We start from the raw sequence: 6,470 nt of genomic DNA, 5'->3' as shown, positions 1-6,470 counted from the left end.
TTTTGGGTTGGGGGGAACAGGGGATCATTGACGCCGGTTTTAGACTTCGTTGGCAGGGGCCTGATGTGTTGATTGTTATCGGTTTTCTAGTGGTGATCGTGTCGGTCATCGGCAGCTTCGTAGCGCTGGGCGGCCACATGGGCGCGCTTTACCAGCCGTTCGAATTGACGTTGATCTTCGGCGCGGCCTTCGGCGCGTTCCTGGCCGGCAACAGCAAGAAGTCGCTGATGCTGGTCAAGAAGGCACTGCCGGACACGCTGAAAAGCTCGCGCTACGGCAAGGACGTCTACATGGAGCTCATGGCGCTCCTGTACGTGCTGCTGAACAAGGCGCGCCGCGAAGGTCTGATGGCCATCGAATCGCACATCGAGGATCCGGCCTCCAGTCCGATCTTCAGCGAGTATCCGCGCATCGCCAAAGACGAGAAGCTCATGGAGTTCATCACGGACTACCTGCGCATCATGATCAGCGGCAACATGAGCTCGTTCGAGATCGAAACGCTCATGGACGAGGAAATCGAGACCTACCGCCACGAGCGCGAAGTGCCCGCGAGCATGATCCGGCAGATGGCCGACGGCCTGCCCGCGTTCGGCATCGTGGCCGCGGTGCTGGGCGTGATCAAGGCGCTGGCCGCCGTGGACCAGCCGCCCGCCATCCTGGGCGACCTGATCTCCAAGGCCATGGTCGGCACCTTCCTGGGCATTTTGCTGGCCTACGGCTTCGTCGGTCCGCTGGCTTCGCGCATCGAGCGCCGCACGGACGAGGCCATGAAGGTGCTGGAATGCATCAAGACCACGCTGCTGGCCAGCATGAACGGCTACCCGCCGCAGCTGGCGGTCGAATTCGGCCGCAAGGTGCTGTATTCGTCGGTGCGTCCGACTTTCGGTGAGCTGGAAGAGCACGTCCGGCAGACCAAGTCCACCGCCAAGGCCTGACGGAGCGGGCCATGAGCACGGTAAACAACCACCGTGTGGTGATCCGCCGCAAGAAGGTCCACGGCGGCGGACACCACGGCGGCAGCTGGAAGATCGCCTACGCCGACTTCATCACGGCGATGATGGCGTTCTTCCTGGTGATGTGGCTGATCAGCATCGTGCCGCGCGAGGAACTCAAGGGCATCGCCGAATACTTCCGCATGCCCCTGCGCGTGGCGCTGACCGGCGGTCCCAGCAGCTCGGCCGAGACCAGCGCGGTCCCCGGCGGCGGCCGCGACCCCCTGCGCAGCGACGGCGACGAGCGCCGCGCCCAGGGCAACCGGGTCGAGGCCCAGCCGATGGGCGACGCCGAGCGGCGCGACCAGCACCGCCTGGAAAACCTCAAGAAGCGGCTGGAAAACGTCATCGAGAACAGCCCGGTGCTCAAAAGCTTCCGGCCCCAGTTGCTGATCGACCTGACCACCGAAGGCCTGCGGATCCAGATCATCGACAACCAGAACCGTCCCATGTTCGCGACCGGCCGCGCCGAGGTGCAGCCCTACATGCGCGACATCCTGCGGGAATTGGGGCCGGTTCTGAACGAGCTGCCCAACAAGGTCAGCATCTCGGGCCATACCGACGCGTCGCAGTACGCGCGCGGCGAGCGCGCCTACAGTAACTGGGAACTCTCGGCCGATCGTGCCAACGCCTCGCGCCAGGAGCTGGTGGCCGGCGGCATGAACGAAAGCAAGGTCATGCGCATCCAGGGGCTGTCTTCCAGCATGAGCCTCGTTAAAGATGATCCATATGCGGCCGTTAATAGACGTATCAGCCTAGTGGTGCTCAACCAGAGCACCCAGCGGCGCATCGAAAACGAGAACGCCGCGGCTGCGGACGTCAGCGCCAAGGATGCCCGCGAGGTTGGAACGGCCGTGGAGGCGGTGAACGCCGCCGCCCAGGCCACGACGGCAACCAAGCAGGGCGACGCGGCGGCAACGCCGCCCGCCGAAGGGGCTCGATAGCAATGGCGGCAACGATTCTGGTGGCGGACGATTCGGCGACGATGAGAATGATCGTCCAGGCGACGCTGACGGGCGCGGGATGGAAGGTATTGACGGCCGGCAACGGCCAGGAAGCGCTTGAGGTGGCGAAAAGCCATCCGGTGGACCTGGTGGTGAGCGACTGGAACATGCCCGTGATGGGAGGCCTGCAATTGATCCAGGGCCTGCGCGAACAGGAGCAATACCTGGACGTGCCGGTGCTGGTGCTGACCACCGAAGACGACGTGGACAGCAAGATGGCGGCTCGGGATCTGGGCGTGTGCGGTTGGCTGTCCAAGCCGGTCGATCCCGATGTGCTGGTGGAATTGGCGTCCGAATTGCTCGATGAGCAATCCGGCGCGTAGGCAAGTTCATTTATGAAGGCGTACGGGTCATGAGTTCTGGTTTGGACCTCAGTCAGTTTTACGAGACCTTTTTCGACGAGGCGGACGAACTGCTCGCGCAAATGGAGCAGTTGCTGCTCGAGCTCGACGTCGGCGCGCCCGACATCGAGCAGCTCAATGCCATTTTCCGCGCGGCCCACTCGATCAAGGGCGGCGCGGCGACGTTCGGCTGTTTCAACCAGCTGGCGGGCACCACCCACCTGCTTGAAAACCTTCTGGACGCGATCCGTCGCGGCGAAATGGCGCTGCGTACGGACATGATTGATATTTTCTTGGAAACGAAAGACGTGCTCAAAAGCCAACTGGATGCCTACCGGGCCTCCGAAGAGCCCGATGAAGCCGTGTTTGAACGCATCTGCGCGGTATTGAGGCAGCTCGCCCTGGAGCACAAGGATCCCGCGGCAGCCGCCGCGGCGCCGACGCCGGCTCCGGCCGCTGCGCCCGCGCCGGTCGCGCCGCCGCCGGTGCAGGCCGCGCCCGAGCCCGCGCCCGTGGTCGAAGCGGCGCCCGCCGCCGAGACCGCCGGCCTGCCGCTGCGCGTGCGCATCACCAAGGTGTCGGACAAGGACGCCGAGTCGCTGCTCGAAGAAATGGGCAACCTCGGCCAGGTCAAGGCCAGCGAGCGCGCCAACGGCGTGCTGACCGTCTGGGTCGACAGCACCTGCACCCCGGATGACATCGAGGCCGTCTGCTGCTTCATCGTCGATGCCGACCAGCTGAACATCGCCCGCGAGGCGGCGCCCGTGGCCGACGCCGCGCCGGCGCCCGTCGTGGCCGCCGCGCCGGTCGCCGCGACGCCTGAAGCCGCGCCGGCCGCCGCCGCGCCCGCCGTGGCCGAATCCGCCGCCGCCGCCGAAGCCATCTCGCAGGCCGCGCGCACCAGCCGCGCCGCCGCGCCGGCCCACGTCGACAAGGAATCCACCTCGATCCGCGTGGGCGTGGAAAAGGTCGACCAGGTCATCAACCTGGTGGGCGAACTGGTCATCACCCAGGCCATGCTGGCGCAGACCGCGTCGACGCTGGATCCGGTGCTGCACGACCGCCTGCTCAACGGCATGGAGCAGCTCGAGCGCAACGCGCGCGACCTGCAGGAAGCCGTCATGTCGATCCGCATGATGCCGATGGACTACGTCTTCAGCCGCTTCCCGCGCCTGGTGCGCGACATTGCCGGCAAGATGGGCAAGCAGATCGAACTGCAGACCTACGGCCGCGCCACCGAACTCGACAAGAGCCTGATCGAACGCATCATCGACCCGCTGACGCACCTGGTGCGCAACAGCCTGGACCACGGCATCGAGACGCCCGAGAAGCGCGTCGCCGCCGGCAAGGATCCGGTCGGCCAGCTGGTGCTGTCGGCCCAGCACAACGGCGGCAACATTGTCATCGAAGTCAGCGACGACGGCGCCGGCCTGAACCGCGAAAAGATCCTCAAGAAGGCCATGGCCCAGGGCCTGCCGGTCAACGAAAACTCGCCGGACGACGAAATCTGGCAACTGATCTTCGCGCCGGGCTTCTCCACGGCCGAGAAGGTCACCGACATTTCCGGCCGCGGCGTCGGCATGGACGTGGTGCGCCGGAACATTCAGGACATGGGCGGTCACGTGCAGCTGTCCTGCGAGCCGGGCAACGGCACCACCACGCGCATCGTGCTGCCGCTGACGCTGGCGATCCTGGACGGCATGTCGGTGCGGGTGGGCGAGGAAACCTTCATCCTGCCGCTCAACCATGTCACCGAATCGCTGCAGCCGACCAACGACCAGATCTACTCCGTGGCCGGCAACGAGCGCGTCATGCACGTGCGCGGCGAATACCTGCCGCTGGTCGAGATGCACCGCGTGTTCTCGGTCAGCGAGGCGCAGACCGACCCGACCCAGGCCATCGCCGTCATCATGCAGGCCGAGGACCGCCGTTTCGCGCTGCTGGTGGATCACCTGATCGGCCAGCACCAGGTGGTGGTGAAGAACCTCGAGTCGAATTACCGCAAGGTCCCCGGCATCTCCGCCGCCACCATCCTGGGCGATGGCAGCGTGGCGCTGATCGTCGACGTATTTGCGCTTGCGCGCGCCAACCGTGAGCGTTGGTCGCAGCCCGAAGCCATTCTGAATTGATGGAGAAATAGCCCCATGGCAGCCAAACCGCAAGCGCAAGCCGCGCGCAATGAAGATGTCGGCAACGAGTTCCTGGTGTTCACGCTGGGCGACGAAGAGTACGGCATCGACATCCTGAAGGTGCAGGAAATCCGCGGCTACGACGCCGACACGGTGACCCGTATCGCCAATGTCCCGCCGTTCATCAAGGGCGTGACCAACCTGCGCGGCATCATCGTGCCGATCGTCGACCTGCGCATCAAGTTCAACCTGGGCAGCGTCGAATACAACGAGCAGACCGTCGTCATCATCCTGAACCTCGATCGCCGCGTGGTCGGCATCGTGGTCGACGGCGTGTCGGACGTGCTGATGCTCAACGCCGGCCAGATCCGCCCGGCGCCGGAATTCGGCGCCACCCTGTCCACCGAGTACCTGACGGGCCTGGGGACGGTCGACGAACGCATGCTGATCCTGGTCGACATCGAGAAGATGATGACCAGCGACGAAATGGCTCTGGTGGAGAAGGTCGCCTCCTGATCGGAGCGGCGGGATCCGGGCGCCTCGGTCCGCTACGCGGCCGACCGCCCAGCAGAGAGGGGTAGGGCGCGCCATATTGGATTCGATATGGCGCTTTTCTTAACGATTTCAGTCTGGAGTGGTGCTTGTGATGCGCAAGTTTTTCGCGAACATGACGATACGCAGCAGCCTGTTGTGGGTGCTGGCGTTCTTCTCATTCATGTTGGTGATCGGAGCCGCACTGGGCGTGCTGTCGTTGCGCATCAGCAACGCGACGCTGGCGGAAATCAAGCAATCGCAAGAACTGAACGATGCGCTGGGCCGCGTCGTGTCGAGCTACAAAGACACCCTCAATGGCCTGGGCCGCACGGCCTCGTCCAATTATGCCGACATCGTGCGCAGCGTCGGCCAGCCCACGCTGCTGACGCAGGGCCTGTCGAGCGAGGCCGCCGGCCTGCTCGAGCGCGCCAAGGCGGCGCAGAACAAGGGCCAGGCGGAATTCGACTATTTCAAGACCTTGCCCAGGCCGGCCGAGGCGGCCGAGTCCCTCAAGGAAGTCGAGGATTCGTACGGCGCCTTGATCCAGCAAGGCGTGCAGCCGCTGACCGCCGCGCTGGAGAAGGCCGACATGCCGGCCTACCAGACGCAGGTGCAGAAGGTGCAGGACGCGCTCGAAGGGCGCTTCGCCCGCGCCGTCGAGGGGTTTGATTTCTGGCGCGCCAGCAAGATGCTGGACGCGTTCGAGGTGGCCCAGGTGCGCTACCAGTTCGTGCTGCTGGCGGTGAGCGCCGGCGGCGTGATCGCCGCGCTGCTGGTGTTCGCCACCTATGTATTCCTGCGTCGCCGCGTGCTGCAGCCGCTCAAGGATGCCGGCCATCACTTCGACCGCATTGCCGGCGGGGATCTGACCGCCCGCGTCGAAGTCCGCAATACCAACGAGATCGGCCAGCTGTTCGCCGCGCTCAAGCGCATGCAGGAAAGCCTGACGCGCACGGTGTCCTCGGTGCGCCGCGGCGTCGACGAAATCAATACCGGTTCGCACGAGATCGCCGCGGGCAACACCGACCTGTCCAGCCGCACCGAGCAGCAGGCAGCTTCGCTGGAAGAGACCGCGGCCTCGATGGAACAACTGGCCTCGACCGTCAAGCAGAACGCCGACAACGCGCGCCAGGCCAACCAGCTGGCGGCCAGTGCGTCGGACGTGGCCGAGCGCGGCGGTTCGGCGGTGGCCGAAGTGGTCAACACGATGCACGGCATCTCGGCCAGCTCGCGCAAGATTTCCGAGATCGTGTCGGTCATCGACGGCATTGCCTTCCAGACCAACATCCTGGCGCTGAACGCGGCGGTGGAAGCCGCTCGTGCCGGTGAACAAGGCAAGGGTTTCGCGGTGGTGGCGGGCGAAGTGCGCTCGCTGGCGCAGCGCAGCGCGCAGGCGGCCAAGGAAATCAAGGGCCTGATCGAGGATTCCGTGACCAAGGTGGGCGCGGGTTCGCAGCAGGTCGAGCGCGC

The 6,470-nt window shown here is 65.3% G+C and carries 6 protein-coding genes; all 6 read left to right on the top strand.

Translation table 11 applies throughout. The features are described from left to right. Positions 1–65 precede the first annotated feature (65 nt). Positions 66–935 (top strand): flagellar motor stator protein MotA, encoded by an 870-nt coding sequence (gene motA / locus AOZ53_RS21475; RefSeq protein WP_006387509.1) that lies wholly within the window; start codon positions 66–68, stop codon positions 933–935. An 11-nt stretch (positions 936–946) separates the two neighbouring features. Then, the gene (gene motB, locus AOZ53_RS21470) at positions 947–1,936 is read left to right on the top strand and encodes a flagellar motor protein MotB (RefSeq protein ID WP_049074404.1); all 990 of its coding nucleotides are present in this window, start codon (positions 947–949) and stop codon (positions 1,934–1,936) included. Positions 1,937–1,938: 2 nt separating this feature from the next. After that, positions 1,939–2,319 (top strand): response regulator, encoded by a 381-nt coding sequence (locus AOZ53_RS21465; RefSeq protein ID WP_006387511.1) that lies wholly within the window; start codon positions 1,939–1,941, stop codon positions 2,317–2,319. Positions 2,320–2,348: 29 nt separating this feature from the next. Next, complete coding sequence (cheA, locus tag AOZ53_RS21460; protein ID WP_054489240.1) at positions 2,349–4,466, top strand: chemotaxis protein CheA; 2,118 nt, start codon at positions 2,349–2,351, stop codon at positions 4,464–4,466. Between the two features lie 15 nt (positions 4,467–4,481). Continuing rightward, entirely contained in the window at positions 4,482–4,982 is a 501-nt protein-coding gene (gene cheW / locus AOZ53_RS21455) for a chemotaxis protein CheW (protein WP_006387513.1), read from the top strand. 130 nt (positions 4,983–5,112) lie between these two features. Further along, positions 5,113–6,470 (top strand): methyl-accepting chemotaxis protein (locus tag AOZ53_RS21450; RefSeq protein WP_054489238.1); only part of this gene is annotated, 1,358 nt, incomplete at its 3' end.

The sequence above is a fragment of the Achromobacter sp. 2789STDY5608621 genome, assembly GCF_001299375.1.
Classification (GTDB): Bacteria; Pseudomonadota; Gammaproteobacteria; order Burkholderiales; family Burkholderiaceae_B; genus Achromobacter; species Achromobacter insuavis.
Note: the sequence above shows the minus strand (reverse complement) of the source record. Positions and strands in the feature narration are given on the sequence as shown.

Coding starts and splice junctions, on each gene's coding strand:
- motB (WP_049074404.1), top strand. CDS start 947: ATGAGCACGGTAAACAACCACCGTGTGGTGATCCGCCGCAAGAAGGTC.
- AOZ53_RS21465 (WP_006387511.1), top strand. CDS start 1,939: ATGGCGGCAACGATTCTGGTGGCGGACGATTCGGCGACGATGAGAATG.
- cheA (WP_054489240.1), top strand. CDS start 2,349: ATGAGTTCTGGTTTGGACCTCAGTCAGTTTTACGAGACCTTTTTCGAC.
- cheW (WP_006387513.1), top strand. CDS start 4,482: ATGGCAGCCAAACCGCAAGCGCAAGCCGCGCGCAATGAAGATGTCGGC.